The organism is Paenibacillus sp. FSL P2-0173 (genome assembly GCF_038008045.1).
Classification (GTDB): Bacteria; Bacillota; Bacilli; order Paenibacillales; family Paenibacillaceae; genus Paenibacillus; species Paenibacillus polymyxa_B.
Genome location: NZ_JBBOYK010000003.1, coordinates 541,016 through 559,460 on the forward strand (window position 1 = coordinate 541,016; position 18,445 = coordinate 559,460).

Annotated in this window: 13 protein-coding genes; 3 read left to right on the forward strand and 10 right to left on the reverse strand. The window is 45.2% G+C overall.

Annotation, left to right across the window (positions count from 1 at the left end; all coding sequences use genetic code 11):
- Window positions 1–2 precede the first annotated feature (2 nt).
- Both MKX30_RS18830 and MKX30_RS18835 read right to left on the reverse strand, forming a co-directional pair.
- On the reverse strand, window positions 3–1,352 hold the full coding sequence (locus tag MKX30_RS18830) for a sodium-dependent transporter (protein ID WP_013312591.1): 1,350 nt from the start codon (window positions 1,350–1,352) through the stop codon (window positions 3–5).
- A gap of 162 nt (window positions 1,353–1,514) precedes the next feature.
- A complete protein-coding gene (locus MKX30_RS18835; RefSeq protein ID WP_341063242.1) occupies window positions 1,515–4,067 on the reverse strand; it encodes a DUF2339 domain-containing protein in 2,553 nt (850 codons plus the stop codon).
- A 717-nt stretch (window positions 4,068–4,784) separates the two neighbouring features.
- Between MKX30_RS18835 and serS the strand changes: the two genes are divergently transcribed.
- Entirely contained in the window at window positions 4,785–6,074 is a 1,290-nt protein-coding gene (gene serS, locus MKX30_RS18840) for a serine--tRNA ligase (protein WP_076264572.1), read from the forward strand.
- 113 nt (window positions 6,075–6,187) lie between these two features.
- Here serS and hmpA read toward each other — a convergent pair whose 3' ends face one another.
- Window positions 6,188–7,417 carry an NO-inducible flavohemoprotein gene (hmpA, locus tag MKX30_RS18845; RefSeq protein ID WP_339201152.1) on the reverse strand — a complete coding sequence of 410 codons (1,230 nt, stop codon included), beginning with the start codon at window positions 7,415–7,417 and terminating at the stop codon, window positions 6,188–6,190.
- 402 nt (window positions 7,418–7,819) lie between these two features.
- Between hmpA and MKX30_RS18850 the strand changes: the two genes are divergently transcribed.
- A complete protein-coding gene (locus MKX30_RS18850; RefSeq protein ID WP_341063243.1) occupies window positions 7,820–9,361 on the forward strand; it encodes a family 43 glycosylhydrolase in 1,542 nt (513 codons plus the stop codon).
- A 172-nt stretch (window positions 9,362–9,533) separates the two neighbouring features.
- On the opposite strand, the gene MKX30_RS18855 is transcribed toward MKX30_RS18850, so the two are convergent.
- Both MKX30_RS18855 and MKX30_RS18860 read right to left on the reverse strand, forming a co-directional pair.
- Window positions 9,534–11,483 carry an oxidoreductase gene (locus MKX30_RS18855; RefSeq protein WP_023990959.1) on the reverse strand — a complete coding sequence of 650 codons (1,950 nt, stop codon included), beginning with the start codon at window positions 11,481–11,483 and terminating at the stop codon, window positions 9,534–9,536.
- A gap of 36 nt (window positions 11,484–11,519) precedes the next feature.
- Window positions 11,520–12,791, reverse strand: coding sequence for an L-lactate MFS transporter (locus tag MKX30_RS18860; protein ID WP_023990960.1), 1,272 nt, complete (start codon window positions 12,789–12,791; stop codon window positions 11,520–11,522).
- A 212-nt stretch (window positions 12,792–13,003) separates the two neighbouring features.
- On the opposite strand from MKX30_RS18860, the gene MKX30_RS18865 reads away from it, so the two are divergent.
- A complete protein-coding gene (locus tag MKX30_RS18865) occupies window positions 13,004–13,540 on the forward strand; it encodes a PadR family transcriptional regulator (protein WP_028540865.1) in 537 nt (178 codons plus the stop codon).
- A gap of 95 nt (window positions 13,541–13,635) precedes the next feature.
- On the opposite strand, the gene MKX30_RS18870 is transcribed toward MKX30_RS18865, so the two are convergent.
- The 5 genes from MKX30_RS18870 to MKX30_RS18890 all read right to left on the reverse strand — a co-directional run bounded on the left by MKX30_RS18870 (window position 13,636) and on the right by MKX30_RS18890 (window position 18,087).
- Window positions 13,636–14,346 (reverse strand): GntR family transcriptional regulator, encoded by a 711-nt coding sequence (locus MKX30_RS18870; RefSeq protein ID WP_023990962.1) that lies wholly within the window; start codon window positions 14,344–14,346, stop codon window positions 13,636–13,638.
- 202 nt (window positions 14,347–14,548) lie between these two features.
- The gene (locus tag MKX30_RS18875) at window positions 14,549–15,958 is read right to left on the reverse strand and encodes a glycoside hydrolase family 1 protein (RefSeq protein ID WP_053326628.1); all 1,410 of its coding nucleotides are present in this window, start codon (window positions 15,956–15,958) and stop codon (window positions 14,549–14,551) included.
- 73 nt (window positions 15,959–16,031) lie between these two features.
- The gene (celB, locus tag MKX30_RS18880) at window positions 16,032–17,360 is read right to left on the reverse strand and encodes a PTS cellobiose transporter subunit IIC (RefSeq protein WP_023990964.1); all 1,329 of its coding nucleotides are present in this window, start codon (window positions 17,358–17,360) and stop codon (window positions 16,032–16,034) included.
- 84 nt (window positions 17,361–17,444) lie between these two features.
- The gene (locus MKX30_RS18885) at window positions 17,445–17,777 is read right to left on the reverse strand and encodes a PTS lactose/cellobiose transporter subunit IIA (RefSeq protein ID WP_013312602.1); all 333 of its coding nucleotides are present in this window, start codon (window positions 17,775–17,777) and stop codon (window positions 17,445–17,447) included.
- Entirely contained in the window at window positions 17,770–18,087 is a 318-nt protein-coding gene (locus MKX30_RS18890) for a PTS sugar transporter subunit IIB (protein ID WP_013312603.1), read from the reverse strand. The genes MKX30_RS18885 and MKX30_RS18890 overlap by 8 nt, the downstream gene beginning before the upstream one ends.
- Between the last annotated feature and the right edge of the window lie 358 nt (window positions 18,088–18,445).

The following is an 18,445-nucleotide window of genomic DNA, read 5'->3' on the forward strand; positions in this document are numbered from 1 at the left end:
TCTTAAAATTTGATGATACCTGAGGTATGAAGGAAGACCAACAACATCAGGATCGGTGCAACATACCGAAGACCGAATAACCATACGTTGAACCAGAAGGGTTTGATGTTCGCATGCTCAGCCGCAGTCTTCCAGTAATAACCTGTGAATATAACAATCAACAAACCGCCTAACGGTAAGAAGATGTTGGAAGCGGTGAAGTCTACGAAATCAAAGAATGATTTATCCCCCACTTTTAATTCCGGCACCAGGCCCATGGACAATGCAGAAGGGACGCCCAGCATCAAGCACAGGACCGATACGACGATGACAGAGCGAACCCGGCTCCAACGCATACGCTCCATGACATAGGCTACTGGAACTTCCAGCAAGGATACCATAGAACCTAATGCAGCAACCGCCAGCAGTACAAAGAACAAACCGCCGAAGAATGCACCAAAAGGCATTGCCGAGAAAGCAGCCGGTAAAGCAATGAAAACCAGAGATGGTCCTTGAGCTGGGTTAATTCCGAAGGAGAAGGTTGTAGGGAAAATAATCATACCTGCGATAAACGCATAGATTAAATCTCCGCCACCAACTGCCAGCATGGCTCCACCCAGCGATTGACGGCGATCCACGTACGCACCGTACGTGATCATAATTCCCATCCCCAGTGAGAGTGAGAAGAAGGCATGTCCCAAAGCAACCAATGCAGACTCTATACTTAGCTTAGAGAAGTCGGGATTCAGAAAGAAGGATACGCCCGCACCAGAGCCTGGCAGCATAAGAGCGTTAATCATCAACACGAGCAACAGGATGACCTTGGCAGGAATCAAAATTTTATTGAACTTTTCAATCCCGTTTGATACCCCAAGAGTAACCACGACTGCTGTAAATGCAAAAACAACTAACAGCCAAACCAACGGCGCATACCCGGAGGAAAAAGAAGCGAACTGTCCAGCAAAATCATTATTTGAAAACAGATTTCCGCTAAATGCCTCTACGGCATAATGCAGTGTCCAGCCTCCTACAATGGCATAGAACGATAAGATAACAAAAGGCACGATAACAAACATAATGCTCATCTTGCCCCAAATCGGGTGACCGCCTACTTTTACCATTGCAGAAGCAGCACTTCCTCGACCTGCACGACCAAGCGCAAGCTCTGCTAAAAGTACAGGCAAACCAACAAGCAACAGGCAGACAATAAACAATAAGAAAAATGCAGCTCCGCCATATTGTCCTGTAATATACGGAAATTTCCATATGTTACCTAGTCCTGCCGCACTCCCGATCGCCGCCAATATGAATCCAGCAGACGAGAAGCGTTCATTTTTATCAGACAGGCTATTCTGCCCCTTGCTCAAATTCATTATATCCCCCTCATTCTCTCTACTTACGCATAAACATGAGCATGCGTACATAAATAATTTTTACTCATTATAGCGTAAGTAGGATGTAAGGTCATGCATAATTTTTCACTATTACCGGATTTATTTTCATAATGTTCCGTATCTACAAAATACAACAGAAAACTACATATTTTCTTCAACATCCTTCTTTATTAGGGTCTCTCCCATGCGATTAGATACTTTTTGATAAATATACGAAATCGCCAACAGTACAACACCAAAAGAGAAGTAGGCTACAATCGTGCTCCCCGTCGTTAACAGGTGCAGATCATACAACAGCAGCTTACCTGTCGACAGCAAGGTCAAGCCCAATCCAAATCTGCGAATGTAGACCACTCGCTTGAGGAAGCCGTATACAATATACAAAATGGCCAGCAGCAAATACACCAGACTGAACACAAGACCAGCATCCCCCAGGCGGAACTGAACTCCGAGAAAGGCGGTTATGATACCCAGCAAATATACACCCATAATGACCGGATACAACTCATTGCTTCTATAATGTCGGGTCATCAGTGCGTTCAGAAAATCCCTGCTGCTGAAGAATACCAGCACATTAAAGGCTGCGAGTACCACTAACGCCACATAATCAGCAGCCGTATTTTGTGCATAATTTTCATGCAAGGTTGGAACCGTTACGGTGATCACCAGTGCCAGCGCGTAGCCTATGACGTACAACGCCAAGCTGTAGTATTTAATCACCCGATCATACAGCAACCTCACCTTAGGCAGGAAATAAGCCAACACCAGCGATACGCAGGTGTACAACAACACTTTGTACAAGGTGTAATGGACAAACCCGTCGGATACAACGATGTTATACCAATGCCCGGCTTCATACAAAAGGTAGAAATACACGTTCACCAAAGCTACATATTTAAATCCTTGCATGATATGCATTTCGTACAAACGATTGTTTTTGAAAGCATTCGGACGGCTAAATTCACTCGCATAGAAGACGGTAACGATTAACATTCCCAGTGTAATGAGCGTATATTTGAGTCCAAAATAGTCTGTTTCAAATCCTGACAACAGATATATAGGGAAATCGACGAAAAAGAATGCGCCCAGACACAGTAATAAAATGCCCCAGCCAGCTCGTTCCAATTCCTTCAACCGGTAACGGTGCCCATATAATGTAAGAAGAACCGCTTCGATCAACCAGCCCATGGATAACCATCTAACTCCAAACTGGAACGGCACCATAAGGATGGCAAAGGTCAACGAAGTCGCATAAAATAATATTTTGGTTTGTTTCTCCTCTGGAATATATCGACGGACCCATTGTCCCAGACCCCCGTACACCAAGCAAAAGACGAGAGCCAGCAAGCCTTTATAATCATCCAGGCCTGCATCGCCGAACAGAGAATACAGAACGGAACAGCTCACGACTGTATTCAGAGCCAAAAGGGAGAAATCCAGCCATGACAGTTTTGATTTTAAACGGAACGGCACCCACAGCGTCATCCCGAGGTACATCGCAAATGTAATGACTGCATACAGCATGCTCGCTACGGCACTTTCCGATAACCACGCCAGCACAATCATCAAGGGCGTATTAAGTAAAAAGCTGATATATTGCACGACGACCCACCGTTTGCGGAAGGATACAAGCAGAATCAGCAAATTTAACAGGAACAAATAGCCCATGGCGATATACACGGCGTTCCCTTCCAGTCCGTTCGCTGCCATATAGGAAAAGAGCGGGAGATATCCCCCTACTAAACCAAAAGAGCATATCGTTCGGGATTCATACCTTAATGACAGTAGCACAGCGGTCACCGTAACGAGTACGGATAAGCCTATGCCTGTATACATTCCTATGATTTCTAACAAAAAGTAGCTGTAAAAAATCGATCCGTACAACACAGAAATACCGCCGCCCAAAATACCGAGCGCAAAGGTCTGCTTCTGCTTGCGGTACAGCCACTCCCCGCCGCCCAGCATCAACGCTCCTAGCAGAAAGAAGGCCACGCCCTTCATATTTCCTGTAAACCAGTTCGAGTATGAGTATTTAAAAGCGGCTCCCACACCCAATATAATGAGCAAAATCCCCAGCTTGTTGATCCAGTTCAAGCCTAGCTTCATTTCAAACTGATTTTGCTTCATGCGCTTCTGCATCGTTTCCTCGCTGATCTCTTCTTCTCCGAACTGCTGGAACTCGCTTGCCGTCTGCTGAAGCAATTGGCGCTCGGCCTCCTGAAACCGCTCGCGTTGTTCCATGATCCGGTCACGAATCTCCTCTGAGAACAGTCGTAATCTGGCGACGATCTCGTCCTGATCTTCTTTAAGCTCATGCGTAGTCTGCTGAATAAGCTGGTCCACCCGGTTTTTAGCCCCATATTCAAAGGATGTCAGCCGATTTTTCCCTTCTGCGGTTCTGGAAGCAAAATAGGTCTCCAGCTTTTCACGCGAAATGCGGATCATATTCGCCTTTTCACTCAGCATTTGCTCCGTCAGCGCAGTGCGCAGCTTTCCATTTTCCTGCTCAATATGTCGTACTCGCTCTTCCAAGTGAATGCAGCGAGCCTGATAATCCTCGAACTTTTTTCGCAGAACCTCATTCTCCAGAATGATATCTGAGGCTTCATAGTCCGCGATTAATGTTTGATACTCCTTGAGCAGCTTGTTCTGTTCTTGGCGGATCGTATGTAAACGATCTTTAAAATCCTCCATGTTCTCCTCCATCGCTGTCCATTTTGGTAATCATTACATTTTACATGAAATTAAAAAGGCATTATAGAGACTATAGCCCATTTTGGACGTTAAATTGGGGCTTTTACTTATATATTCTTCCAGTTTCATGTTCGCAGATGAAGTAGAATGGATATACATATGAAATAAAGCCTACCTTTCCCCTTCGCAAACATGAAATCCAAATTGAAAGGAGATATACATGTATTCAATAAGTGGCACTATAGCTTTGATAGCAAGCATGTCCATGTTTTGGCTTTTATACGATTTGAGAGTCAGCCATTCTGTAGGCTATAATGATGCCTTTTACTTATTTCCACTTATTTTAATTACGCTGTGTATTTATTTTTATTGGAAAGATCACGATGAAAAAAGGAATTAATTCAATGTGCAGACTCATGCCCTTGATTACCCTGCCAAAAATCCGTATACTTACAAAAAAGCAAACGATATTATGCCTATGAAGAGCATCCAACTCGGAGGCGTTTACGCCAAGGACCATACGTTAGCGTAGGATATGGCGATATGTACCTAAGTAAACCGGACCCGCCCGTTACAGCGGAGCAAAGTGGATTGGACAGTCATGACACCTGTCATGCTGTCTGGTCAATTTGGGTGGCACCGCGAGATCAAAGCGCTCCTCGTCCCATGTGGATGAGGGCGCTTTTTGTATTTTTATCCGAAAAGGAGTGCGGTGTCATGTTGGATATCAAATGGATCAGAGAGCATCAAGAACAGGTTCAGACAGCAGCAGACGGCAAAGGAATACAGGTATCGGTCGCAGAGCTGTTGACCCTGGATGATCGGAGAAAACAGCTACTTCAGGAAGTGGAACAGCTTCGGCAGAAGCGTAATCAATGTAGTCAGGATATTGGCGCGCTAATCCATGCCGGCCAGAGTGAACAGGCAGAAGTGGCAAAGCGGCAGGTCAAAGAAATTAACGGACGACTAGATCTTCTGGAAGCCCCGCAACAGGAAGTAGAGGAACAGTTTCAACAGCTTTTGCTTCTGATGCCTAATATCGTATCGCCAGATACGCCACGGGGGAGATCGGATGAGGATAATGTAGAACTGGAGCAGGTCGGGTCGGTTCCGAACTTCGGATTTGAACCAAAGGATCATATGACGCTCGGTGAGCTTCACAAGCTAATCGATGTCCCTCGGGGTGTCAAAACAGCCGGTACCCGTAACTACTATTTGACGGGAGCAGGGGTTGCATTGCATCGGGCTGTGCAGCAGCTTGCGGTGGATCTGCTGACTGAACGTGGATTCCAGTTGCTGGATGTTCCGCTGATGGTACGTGCAGAGGCCATGCGCAGCACTGGTTTTTTCCCGCTCGGACTGGATCAGACGTACCGCATTACAGGTGAGGATCAGTGGCTTGTAGGCACTTCGGAAGTGCCTCTGGTCTCGTATTACAGCGGTGAGATCGTGGATGTTACGGACCCGATTCGGCTGGCAGCCGTGTCCGTATGCTTCCGCAATGAGGTTGGCTCGGCCGGAAGGGATGTGCACGGACTGTATCGTGTGCACCAGTTTGCCAAGGTTGAGCAGGTCGTCATCTGCGAAGCCAGCCTGGACGCTTCAGAGCAGATGTTTCAGGAAATTACGCGCAATGCGGAAGACTTGCTTCAACTGCTGGAGCTGCCCTACCGTAAGATGGCTGTCTGTACAGGCGACATGGCGCAAAAAACCTACAGGCAGGTGGACATTGAGACATGGATGCCCAGCCGCCAAGCTTACGGCGAGACACATTCGTCGTCCCAGCTGCTTGATTTCCAGGCGCGCCGTTCCAACATCCGGTACCGCAATGCGGACGGCAAGCTGAAATATTGTTACACGCTCAATAACACAGCGGTCGCTTCGCCCCGGATTCTGATCCCGTTGCTGGAGCATCACCAGCAAGAGGACGGTTCGATCCGTATTCCGGAGGCTTTACGCCCATATATGCCGCAAGGTATGGAATTTTTGCGTACTCCCTTGTTATGAAAACAGGAGCGCACTTTGAAAAGTAGTACCCAATGAGCAGGATTTCCCATTGTAATCATCGCAAAAAAAGACGAAGGACAACTATCCTTCGTCTTTTTTGATGTTTCATTGTGTCATTGTGCTTCTGCTTCCCATGCGCTAGCAGGACCAAAGAATTCATAGTGGATATCCGAAGCAGGGATATTCCACTCCTTCAACAGGCCGTATACCGATTGCATGAATCCCTCAGGGCCGCAAAAGTAATATTGTGCGTTACGTTCCGGTATCACGGATTGTAACCAGGCCAGATCCAAACGGCCTTCCTTGTGAAAAGCCTGTGCCAGCCGATCCTGCTCCGTTGGTCTGCTGTAACACCAGCGAACTGCAGCCTGTGCATGTGTGGCGACCAGCTTTTCTACCTCATTACGCAGAGCATGGTTATCCCCGTTGACTGCTGCGTGGACAAAGGTGATAGGCCGATGCGGAGCAGATTTCACCAAGGAAGCCAGCATACTGACCATCGGGGTTAGCCCGACCCCGCCACTGATCAGCACGACAGGTCTGCGATCTGCCCGATCCAGCGTAAAATCACCCGCCGGTGCAGATACCTGAAGCACATCGCCCTCTTGCACCTGCTCATGCAGATACACGGATACTTTACCTGCCGGACGGGACTCTACAGCATCCTCTCGCTTTACAGATATCCGGTAGTGGGAGTGGCCCGGGGCATCCGAAAGACTGTATTGACGAATGTGGGTATTATGTTCTCCCGGGATTTCCATCTTTAAGCTGATATATTGTCCGGGCTCGAATTCAGGCAACACCTGTCCATCCTGCGGCACCAGATAAAAGGACGTAATTTGGTCGCTTTCTTTAACCTTTTTCTGCACAACAAAGCTCTTAAAGTCTGACCAGCCTCCCTGCTGCTGTCCAGCCTCCTTGTACATTTCAGCTTCCACGTCTATAAATACATTAGCGATCACACCATAGGCCTCGGCCCATGCGGCAATGATCTCGTCTGTAGCCGCATCTCCCAGTACATCCTTGATCGCAGCGAGCAGATATTTTCCGACGATAGGGTAATGCTCGGGTTTAATTCCCAAACTGCGATGCTTATGTGCAATCTGGCGTACCACCGGAAGAATTTCCTCCAGACGGTCAATGTGCTGTGCAGCCGCGTATACAGCATTGGCCAGCGCTCCCTGTTGACGTCCTTGCTTCTGATTCGCGTGATTGAATATATTGAGAAGCTCGGGATGGGCCTCAAACATCATCTGGTAAAAACGCTTGGTGATTGTAGTTCCGTGTACCTCCAAAACAGGTACAGTCGATTTGATCGTTGCAATGGTTTGCTCACTTAGCATCTTTGTATCCCTCTTCTCTCCAAAATAAGATAACAAAGGGTATTTCAATATATGTCCCATTTGTAACCCTCAATTTAAAGCAAGTATACCCACATAAAGTAACCGTTTATGTGATTCCAGTCACTTTAAATTTAAAATAATGTGAACGTGTCAATGACAAAACGCACAATTACAAACGCTTCCCACATAACTGACGAGCTTTCCCCAAAGTTTCAAATATCTATATACCTATTTTGTATGCAGTGATCAGATTTGTCCTTTCTCGTAACAACAGTTTCACCATGCTAAAGACTTCAATTTATTCCACTTGTAAACGCTTCCAATTAGGGTAAAATCGAAAATGAGGTGCCGGACAAGCCATTCCGACCCATCCTATCCGTGTTAAAGGAGGCAGATGATATCGTGAAGTGGATCAACAGCAGCAAATGGTTAGCCGCATGGATTTGTATCCTATTCGCAGTGGCCAGTGCGGGTCTTCAACCCGATACAGCACACGCCAATACAACAGGCGTTACGCAAGCAACCTACGGGACCGAGGTGAACCAAGCGCTGAATGGTTTGGACGTCGCCAATGCTGAACTATCCCTGAGCGCAACAGCAAGCACAGCCATTACGAACGGAGCGGATTGGAAAGACACCGCAGGTAACCCGATTCAGGCGAACAGCGGTAATATTCTAAAAGTAGGTTCTACTTATTATTGGTACGGCGAGCACGCCGAAAACTGGAAATTTGAAAAAGTGAACGTATATACCTCAACCGATTTGAAAAATTGGTCCTTCCGCAGCAGTATTCTCACCAAAGATTCCGCCCCTGAGCTGAATTCGAGCAAAATCGAGCGTCCCAAAGTTATCTACAACAAAACCACCGGAAAATATGTACTATGGGCGCACTATGAAAATGGCACGGACTACTCACTAGGTCGTGTAGCCGTCGCTACCAGCGATACACCCGACGGAAATTTTGCCTACCAAGGCAGCTTCCGCCCACTGAATTACGAGTCTCGTGATATGACGGTGTTCAAGGATACGGACGGTAGCGGCTACCTTATTACAGCTTCCCGTAAAAATGGCGGTGCCAACGATACGATGGCGATCTTCAAGCTGACAGCCGATTATACAGGCGTGCAGTCGTTCGTTGGCTGGATTTTTGAAAATGGCTATCGCGAAGCTCCTGCTGTTGTGAAAAAGAACAATACCTACTATCTGTTCACCTCGCAGGCATCTGGCTGGTATCCGAATCAGGGCGCTTACGCAACCGCCAGTTCCATGACTGGAAGCTGGTCTGCTCTGTCACCCTTCGGTGATCCGGCGGCTTACGGCTCGCAAATCCATTCCATCGCCACGATTACAGGTAGCGCAGGAACCAGCTACATCTATATGGGCGATCGCTGGAATCCGCTCAATCTGAGCGACCACAAATTCATCTGGTTGCCACTAACTCTGAATGACTCCAACAAAACAGCAACCCTGAACTGGTACAGTAGCTGGGATCTGGATGCTGCGACAGGCACAGTAATCCTGCCGTCCCTTGTGAATCAAACACAGGGCAAAACAGCGACTGCTAGCTCAGCCGCATCCAGTTCTCCAGCTTCACTGGCGAACGACGGCAACGCCCAAACCTCGTGGAAGGCTGCCTCCGCATCCTGGCCCGCTTGGTGGCAGGTCGATTTGGGCAGTACCAAGACCATCAGCGAAGTGGATATTTCATGGTTTATGTACAAAGGATCTGAAGCGTATTACAAATATAAAATTGAATACAGCATGGATGGAGTTAACTACTCCACGATTGATCGTACAGGTAATACCACGTATGGTTTTACCAGTGACAAAGTCAATTTTCAGGCTCGCTACGTGCGAATTAACCTTGTAAATGCAGTGCTATTCAATAATCCGAACAACTGGTATACCCCGACGGTGCATGAAGTAAGATTGCTTAGCAATTAACTTTCACACTTGGAATATTGCCTTAATCCTTAAAAAAATATCGCACAGCTCTTGCGCAATGTTGTACCCATTTGCAGGAGCTGTGCAATTTGTGTTGAACCGCTATGTTCGAGTACCTCTCTTAGACTCCTGAAGTGTCCCATGCCGGGCAATGATGGTGAGTCGCAGATAATCAGATATCAAGCGCTGCATGATATCCTTGATATATTGCAGTCGTGATAGTAGATGCCTTAACGCAATCTCCGATTTGTGCAACATAAGGTGCACAATCAATTAACTCATCTACTACGTTTCTTCTTGGACGTTGTCCAAGCGCACAAATGACTGAAGTACCTGGAACAAAATGTTCTTCACCATTTTGATCAGCGCAAGCAACACCTTCTTGTGTAACACTCAGCCCTTTAAATCCTAAATGAACCTGAATGTTATTCTTTTCGATTTCTTTTAGCATAATCGGACGATGTCTAATATTAGCATCCGGAGCCAGCTCCGTTCTCATCTCTACCAGATGAACCGTCTTACCTTCCTGGGCAAGGTGAATTGCTGCTTCACAGCCTGCCAGACCGCCTCCCAATACGACTACGCTATCGCTGACCCTATCCTTCTCCAGATAGTAGTTATTAACAATGACTACGTTATCACCATTCAATCCAGGAATTGGAGGAACAATTGCTGCGGAACCAGCTGCGATAATTAACGCATCAGCATTTTCTTTCTCTGCATACTCTTTAGTAACAGGTGTATTCAAACGGATCTCAACGCCAGCGTCTTTAGCCAGCTTTCCGAGAGTAACACCTAATTCATACATCTCATATTTAAAAGGAATCGCCTGCTCTCCCCTCAAAATACCGCCTATCTCGTCAGCCTTCTCACATAGAATAACTTTATGTCCGCGTTTGGCTGCAGTAAGAGCTGCATAAAGCCCGCCTGGGCCTCCACCGGCTACTAAAACCTTGCGTGGATTAGGGGAAGGGTAAATTTCTGTTCCATCCATCTCACGACCAATTAATGGGTTAACTGTACAGCGTCTTGTGGATGTTTCTGCACGTTCTGCCATACAGGTGAAGCATCTCAGACATTTAATAATGTCCTCGTCGCGGTTGCTCATCACCTTTCTTGGAAGCTCTGGATCAGCAAGCAGTGCGCGAGCCATTTCAACAACATCCGCCTGACCGCTGGCAATGATTTCTTCCATTTGTGCCGGGTCATTTAATCCGCCGACCGTTGCAACCGGAACACTTACATGCTTCTTAATCTCTGCTGCAAGATAAACATTACTTCCATGAGGCAAGAACATCGAAGGGTGTGTGATACCAAATCCTGTCTGATAGGTTCCTGCAGATACATGAAGCAAGTCGACTCTTGATTCGATTAATTTAGCAATTTCTATACCTTCTGTCAGACCATAGCCGCCTTCAAATAACTCTGAGCCACTCATTCTAAACTCGATTGGGAAGCCAGAACCCACAGCTTTACGAACACAGTCAAGAACCTCCTGTGCAAAACGCACCCTGTTTTCCAAAGATCCGCCATACTTGTCTGTTCTGCGGTTGAAATAAGGAGAAAAAAACTGATTAATTAACCATCCATGTCCGCCATGAACCATAATCATTTCGTAACCTGCTCTCTTGGCCAGTCCAGCACATCTACCATAAGCTGCTACAATGTCAGCAATTAGTTCTTGCGTAAGTTCCTTTACTTCTCTGCCGTCTGGACGTACTCCTGGACTGGGTCCCCACTGAGCAAGTCCTTGTTTCTTATTTTTGTCAGTCAGATAAGTTCCTGCATACTGTCCAGAATGAGACAATTCCACACTGGCAATTGCCCCGTGACGGCGAATAGCGTCTGCAGTATAGGTAAAACTAGCAAGAGAATCTACTGTCCCCAGATCCAGATGGTACATATGGGAAGCTTCCGTCTCAGGATGAACCACGACTTCGCTGACCGTAACTGACGCAGCACCGCCTTTTGCTCTTAATTCATAAAAAGCTGTAGATTTCGGTCCAATAGTGCAGTCAGCTGTAATATCTGTACCTCCCATAGGAGAGCCAAACATTCTATTTCTGAAAGTCACATTTCCAATTGTAATTGGTTTACATAGATTGGGATATTTTCTTTGCATGATCTCATGCTCCTTATCTGTATTTATTGCTATGGGTTAATTGATAGCTTTCTGATTCATATCCACAGCCATCTTCTGATTTTTTCGGGTAGTGAACTTATATACAAATGTTAGAACAAGTCCGGTTATGCCAAGTACGGCCGCAATGACAAAGGCTCTCTGATAGCTACTGTCTGTGCTGTAAACATGACTCATAATCGATGGGCCAAAGTATCCTGCTGTTGCAAATCCAATAAACATAATTCCATAATTCACACTATTATTTCTCACACCAAACTGATCGGCAGTAAATCCAGGAAATACCCCCATCAGTGCACCAAAACATAAACCAATAACTGAAATACCAATATAGAATGTCAACACACTACCTTCGCCTGAAAAATAAAGCAATGTGAGCCCTATGACCGAAAAGACAGAAGAAAAAGCCAGGGTATTGATTCGACCGATTTTGTCCGAAATATAGCCTGCAACGATTCGTCCGCCCGTGTTAAACAATGCCAATACGGAAACAACTGTCGTAGCGGCTGCCGCAGACATACCAATCATTTTCTGAGCTATAGGAGAAGCTTGTGATGTACACATGAGTCCGGCAAAAGCACCACACATTAATAACAAGATCATGATATAAAACAGAGGGCTTGAGAGCATGCCTTTCCAGTCTTTGTCGTTCTGAATAGAACGGCCAACATTTACAGTCTTGGGTGTCCATCCTGCAGGAACAAAGTCAGATGGACATTTCTCAATGAAGAAAGAAGCAGCACATACAATAATAAGAAATGCTATACCGATGATAATGAATGCTGATGTCACACCAGACCTACTGATTAAACTATTGGCAATAGGAGGTATAATAACTGAGCTTATTCCATAAGCAGCCGTTGTTATACCGCCAACTAATCCTCTTTTGTCAGGGAAAAACTTAATAGAGTTGCTAATTGTGCATCCGTAAACCATTCCCGTTCCTAGGCCGAGTACGATACCGTAAGCCAATACCAGGTAACCTACAGATGTTGCAAATCCTGATAAAATCATACCGCCTCCAAATAGCAAGCCCCCTACAAAGATCACTTTCTTGGGCCCGAATCGATCATTAATCCAGCCACCTGAAATCATCGTGATAGGACCTACCGAATTTGTAATCGTAAATGCAATAGCCAAATTCCCCGGTGTTAAACTAAGTCCTGTGACGCTGCTCAAATATTCTGCCATTGGGGCAGAAAATACACTCCACGCGTAAATTGATCCAATACACAGATTAATAAAACAGCTTGCAATCAGAATAATCCATCTCTTTTTTGTAAGTTCCACTGAGATCTTCTTCTCCCTCGTCGTTGTATTGTGAAATCATTCACATATTTCGAAATAATATTAACACGTGCTTTGCAATATATCAACAGGAACATGTATGTATTTATATGTTTTATTAAATATGTTTTCAATAATATATCAATCTTATTGTGGACTCGCTAAATATGTTATACTTAACCAATAAACGACGAAAATGTTAGGAAGAGTGCCTTATGAGAACTTTAAAATATGCCATTCTGGGCTTGTTAAATAAAGAACCTATGACTGGTTATGATATAGGTAAAGAATTCAGTAAAGATTTAGGCGAATTTTGGACTGCAAAGCATAGTCAGATCTATCCAGAATTAAAAAAACTGCTTAATGAGGGACTTATCGTCTACGAGATCCAAATTAGCGGAGAAATTTTAGAAAAAAAATTGTATTCGATTACGGAGAATGGCAAAGAAGATTTTTTACAATGGCTAAAAAAAGCAGAGCCTATTGAACCCACTCCCAAAGATGTGTTTAGGCTGAGAATGTATTTTTCTAATCATCTGGATATAACAACCCGATTATATTTGTTGGAACATCAGCTGCTTCAACATCAAGATAGGCTGGAACATTTACGCAAAAATAAAGAACGTTATGAAACTATTCCTCCTCTTGATAGTGATAATTTTGGCGATTATCTTGTATTAGATGGTGCTATTTTACGCGAAACTATAACCATACAATGGATAGAAAGTTTTATTGCTTATTGTAAAAAATAAAGCATCTCATTTTCCCTTAAACTTATTGTAAACACAAAAAAGCACAAGGATTCGAGAATATGTAGCTCGAACCCTTATGCTTATTTTTTTACTAATCAACGCATTCGATTCACTGTGGTAAACACAAATTTATCGTACCGATGCCGCGAGAACGAGTATTCAAATGGTATACCTGTATCCAGATAACCCACCTGCTCAATTTCCAAGATTGGATCATCCGCTGCGCAGTCCAAATGCTCACGATCCAGTTCCGTTGACTTGGAGGCCCGGATGGTACGGTGTGAACCGACAATATTAAGTCCCAGCTCCTCCTTAATATGTTTGTACACCGAGCCGTACAGCACCTCCTCTGTAATACCGCTGATCAGCTTCGTGGGCATGTATGTGCGCTCGATAACATAGGGCTCACCCTCCACGACACGCAGACGGATCACATGATATACAGGAGAATTGGCATCAATAAATAGATGGGTCGCTACCTCTTCGGATGGAAATTGAACGTCAAAGGCGACGATTTTATTTTTGATCTCTTTCCCGCGCAGTACGTTGGTTAACCCCAGCATTTCATTTACGACAACGTTAACAGGGCCATTGTGAACTGATTTGACGATAAAGGTTCCGTGTCCTCTTTTACGATTCAGCAACCCATCCATCACCAATGTGTCCAATGCCCGCTTAATCGTCATCCGACTTACACGAAACTCTTTTGCCAGTGAGATCTCATCGGGAATCGGATCATCACTGCTATAGGTCTTATTCATAATCCGCTCTTTGACCTCTTGTGCAATCCGCTCGTATTTGTTCATCTGTCTACCACCTGTACTAAAAATTGTTTTATGTCAGCATTTTACCAAAACATCGGTAGCGCTGGTTCTTTTTGTTCTGCAGGCGGGACGTTAAGGTATTACGGTATAAGTAAGTATACCGAACATTATACTTTCTCACCAGCGACGTACAGCACAGTTCTTTGACGATGATGAAGAAAAAAAGGCGGTCCAGAGGACCACCTTAGAATCCGTTATTCTCGATCACCTGTTTGAACCAGTGCCCACTCTGTTTAACGGATCTCTTGCCACCGTCCTGAAGATCGACAGACACAAAACCATAGCGATTCTTATAAGCATTCGTCCAGGACCAATTGTCCATAAACGTCCATAAGTGATAGCCCTTCACATTGGAGCCTTCTGAGATCGCTCGTTGGACCCATTTGAGATGCTCACGGATAAAATCAATGCGATAGTCATCGCGGATCATGCCCTGTTCATCTCTGAACTTTTCTTCACCTTGAACGCCCATTCCGTTTTCCGAAATGAAGCATTCAATGTTGCCATAATTTTCTCTAACATTGGTCAGAATGTCGTAAATGCCTTTCTCATAAATCTCCCAGCCCCGCATTTCATTCATCTTGCGACCAGGCATGACGTAATAATCGAAGAAACGTTCCGGCACAAAAGGCGCATCCGGGTTCGGCAGACTTTCGCGAGCCTTAACTCTGCGTGGCTGATAATAGTTAATCCCCAGCAGGTCCACAGTGCCCTGGCGTATGATCTCCCGATCTCCGTCTTCCATGCTTGGTACATATCCCTCTTGGCGTAACAGCTCCACGAGCAAAGGATTGAATTCTCCCGTCACAGATGGGTCTAAAAAGGAACGGTTAAAGAACGCATCGCATATTTCAGCAGCCTGCACGTCTGCCGGATGCTGACTACGCGGATAAGTTGGCGTCAGGTTCAAAATAATTCCGATTTTGCCCTTATAACCGCCTTCTCTGTAAGCCTTAATAGCACTGGCGCTCGATAACAGGGTATGATATCCCACCTGTACGGCTTTACCGAAATCCACTTCATTCGGATAGTGGAAATCGTATAGATAGCCGCCTTCCACCGGGACAATCGGCTCGTTATGTGTAAACCATTTGGCTACACGATCCCCGAATAGCTCAAAGCAAGTGTTAGCGTAATCCACGTAAGCTTCGACCGTCTCCCGGTTCACCCAGCCTCCATTTTCCTGTAAAGCCATCGGCAAATCAAAATGATACAAATTCACAAACGGCTCAATACCCGCCTGATGCAACTCTTCAATGACGGCATTATAGAATTGAACCGCCTGCTGGTTTATTGCACCTTTCCCTGCCGGAAACAGACGCGACCAGGAAATAGAGAACCGGAAAGAGTTGTGACCAAGCTCTTTCATGAGTGCAATATCTTCTTTGTAACGGGTATAGAAACGGGACGTTTCGCCAGGTCCAACCTCGTCATAAAAACGGTTCGGCTCCTGCTCAAACCAATAATCCCAAATGTTCGGTCCTTTGCCGTCCCCCTCCACGGTTCCTTCTGTCTGGGTAGCCGAGGCCGATGAGCCCCACCAGAAGTCGGATGGAAAACGGTATTGAATGGTTTGCTGCTCTGTATCTTTCATTTCGGTATGATTCACAGCTCTACTCCTCTCTCTTTTGCAATGAATAAGCTGCTAATCTAGCAGCTTATCCACATTACATTCCAACAGTTTGATCCTTACCAGCAATGGCTGCTTGGCTAAGCTCCTCTTCCTGCTCTTTACGAACGTTCATCCGGTCAATAATTTTCAGGAACGGGAACCAGATGACAAAGACGACAGCCATATTAAACAACTGCAGCACGCCACCCATCAGGGAGCCCGTAGCCATCATTCCACTAAAGAACAACGGCATCGTCCAAGGAACCTGTATTCCGTTTGGCGGCGGCACAATCCCGGTGGTCATGGCAAAGTAAGTAATCAGCGTAACGATCATTGGAGAAATAACCCATGGAACAAAAATAAGCGGATTCATCACAATCGGCAGACCGAATATGACGGGTTCGTTGACATTAAACAGACCCGGTCCAAGGGCCAGCTTACTGACCTGCTTCAATTGCTTACTCTTCAGGAAGATCAGAATCGAAAGCACGACAGCCAGTGTCATACCTGTACCACCGATACCTACGGTGTAAATATCCACAAACTGCTTGGTGATGATATGCGGCAGTTCTGCTCCTTTGGAGTACGCTTCATAGTTTTCAAGTGCCAGCGTATTCCAGATTGGGTCCATAACCGAGTTAATAATAATTTGACCATGAAGCCCAAAGAACCATAAAAGCTGAACAAAGAAAATAGCAATCAATGTAGGTATAATGCCACTGCCCAAATGCACCAGAGGTGCCTGTACAGCATGATAAATCAGATCATGCAGGTTATTATGAAGGGTCAGTGTAACTACAACATTAATGATCAAAAATATGCCCAATGTAATACATGCCGGAAGCAAAGCGGCAAATGATTTGGCAACTGCCGGCGGGACGCCTGGAGGCATTTTAATGACAAAATTCCGCTGCGTCACCTTTCGGTATATCTCAGCCGCGATAAAAGCGACGATCATACCAAGGAACATGCCTTTGGCACCGATCCGATCAACCGGAATGACACCAGCAATCGTGGCACCGCTTTCTTGTGTCAGCACAAACGGGGTGAGCATCAAGAAACTGGCCAACGCAATCATCCCGCCGAATATGGGCTCGACCTTATAACTTCGAGATAAATAATACCCAATCCCAACGATTACAAATAAGGTCATGATATTCAGTGTGGCATTAGGCGCAATGTTCAGCAGACTGCTAAAAGTCGCATAATTGCCGTCGCCCATCCACCCTTTTAGAAACGGCAGATTGATAATAACGACGATAATGGAGCCAAAAACAGTTAATGGAAATGACAGCATAAATGCATCACGCAGTACAGTAAGATAGCGGTTGTTGTTCAGTTTACCGGCAATAGGTATCAGTATCCGGCTTAATTTTTCAAACAAAGCCTATTCCTCCCCGCGAAGTGACTTGCATCAATAGGGTTGCAAGCTTTTCATGTCCCAAATTTCACAAACTTACATGTTCCGTTATAAATTTCTGGATTTGAACAGCTCCAGCAATTCTAGAACCAGATCCTTCATGGTAACCGTGGACATCAGATGATCCTCGGCATGCATTAGAAGGAGCGAGAAAGGAGTTTGGGTACCTCCCGCTTCCTTCTTAACCATTTGAAAATGGATATCATGCGCAGCACGTAAATCCTGCTTGGCTTGTTTGAGCAGTTCGTCCGCACCTTCTACATTCTCATTTCGGTATTCAGTCAGCGCCTGAATTACTTTACTGCGAGCGCTTCCACTATGAAGAATAAGTTGGAAACTAATTTGCTCTTCCGTCAGTTCAGCTATATTGACTTTATCCATTTTTGCGTTCCACCAGCTTCACTGCTTGCTCATAGGCTTTCTTACCGTCAACCATCCCGTAGGCCATCATGTCAATCACTTCTACATGAATACCATATTGGGCTGCTTCCTTTTCCAGCTGTCCTTTAAGAAAACTCATTTGCGGGCCAATCAATACTGCGTCAGCCTTAGCCATATCTTCTGCCGCCTGATCTTGACCTACTGCCCAAATTTCAGCCTCGTCTCCAATGGACTTAGCATAATCCTGCATCTTAGTAACCAGCAAACTTGTAGACATACCTGAGCTGCACGCCAGCAAAATTTTCTTCATGATTGTTCCTTCCCTTCAAGGTCTGATTGGATGTTAACTACTAGAAAACGTTTACAGCGTAATTATAAATCCAGTCTTTTGATTTGTCTATACATTTAATATATATGTATAGACTTTTTTTAAAATGACACTGTTTCTTCACTTTTTTTCTTGAAAATGAACGTGATCTCTTATCTTTAATCTCTCAATAGTAATCGGTTTTCACTATAAGAGGTTCTGCCAAATGATATGTTATCCGATTCTGTAAAATGCTAACATGAGCTTACGGAGTAACTTGATAGCCCCTCCGTAGCCAAAGAATAGCTGGGGTGAGAAGAGATGAGTAGAGATGAGAATAGCAAGTGTCATACTTGGAAGC

Coding starts and splice junctions, on each gene's coding strand:
- MKX30_RS18830 (WP_013312591.1), bottom strand. CDS start 1,352: ATGAATTTGAGCAAGGGGCAGAATAGCCTGTCTGATAAAAATGAACGC.
- MKX30_RS18835 (WP_341063242.1), bottom strand. CDS start 4,067: ATGGAGGATTTTAAAGATCGTTTACATACGATCCGCCAAGAACAGAAC.
- serS (WP_076264572.1), top strand. CDS start 4,785: ATGTTGGATATCAAATGGATCAGAGAGCATCAAGAACAGGTTCAGACA.
- hmpA (WP_339201152.1), bottom strand. CDS start 7,417: ATGCTAAGTGAGCAAACCATTGCAACGATCAAATCGACTGTACCTGTT.
- MKX30_RS18855 (WP_023990959.1), bottom strand. CDS start 11,483: ATGCAAAGAAAATATCCCAATCTATGTAAACCAATTACAATTGGAAAT.
- MKX30_RS18865 (WP_028540865.1), top strand. CDS start 13,004: ATGAGAACTTTAAAATATGCCATTCTGGGCTTGTTAAATAAAGAACCT.
- MKX30_RS18870 (WP_023990962.1), bottom strand. CDS start 14,346: ATGAACAAATACGAGCGGATTGCACAAGAGGTCAAAGAGCGGATTATG.
- MKX30_RS18875 (WP_053326628.1), bottom strand. CDS start 15,958: ATGAAAGATACAGAGCAGCAAACCATTCAATACCGTTTTCCATCCGAC.
- MKX30_RS18885 (WP_013312602.1), bottom strand. CDS start 17,777: ATGGATAAAGTCAATATAGCTGAACTGACGGAAGAGCAAATTAGTTTC.
- MKX30_RS18890 (WP_013312603.1), bottom strand. CDS start 18,087: ATGAAGAAAATTTTGCTGGCGTGCAGCTCAGGTATGTCTACAAGTTTG.